1 protein-coding gene is annotated in these 633 nt (G+C 46.5%); it reads right to left on the bottom strand.

Going from position 1 to position 633, the window contains the following annotated elements; translation table 11 throughout:
• Positions 1-633: DUF637 domain-containing protein (locus tag ABD909_RS04240; protein WP_345096725.1), on the bottom strand; the 633-nt coding region annotated here is incomplete at both ends.

Below are 633 nucleotides of genomic sequence, written 5' to 3'. Positions count from 1 at the left end.
CCTCTGCCTTAGCGGTACCAATTTCTTCCGCTAATGTTTTTCCAAGGGTTCCTGACAATGCTGTACGCAGATTGTTAAAAAAGTTTTTGTCAAGTGAACCGCCTTCAAGAACCGTTTGAACGCCCGTACCAATGGCTGCTTTGATCAGGTTCTTTTCTGCTTCACGCGTGATACGATCAATCAAAGGTGCTGTTTTAGGTAAGGATTGACCAACACCAGCTATCTCTGTGAGTTGGCTGGTTAAGCCTGCTGTTAACATTGAGGAGACAATACTNGCATCGGCAATGTTGCCACGATTATTGACAAGAGCTACAGCACTTTTGTCAATCAGTGCTTGGATACCTGCTTGTATCGCTGCATTCATGGCTGTGCTGGAGCTAACACCTAATGTACTGGCAATAGCACCGGCTGCACTGGAAGCTGTTCCGGCGGTAACAGCTGTTACAATCAAGGTGACAAAAGCTGCCCCTACTTCTGTGAGACCCTGCTTTTTATAATCCCAGTTCTTAAATTCAGCCTTAACAGCCTGCCAATCCACTTGCTTGGCTAAATCTGGATCATCACGCAATTGCTTGATCCATGACAGTTCTGGAGAACGGGCTAGTTGCTCAAGGGATTGGTCAAAGTCACCGG

It is taken from the genome of Bartonella acomydis (genome assembly GCF_039543025.1).
GTDB classification, from domain to species: domain Bacteria; phylum Pseudomonadota; class Alphaproteobacteria; order Rhizobiales; family Rhizobiaceae; genus Bartonella; species Bartonella acomydis.
This window is presented reverse-complemented; position numbering and strand designations above follow the sequence as displayed.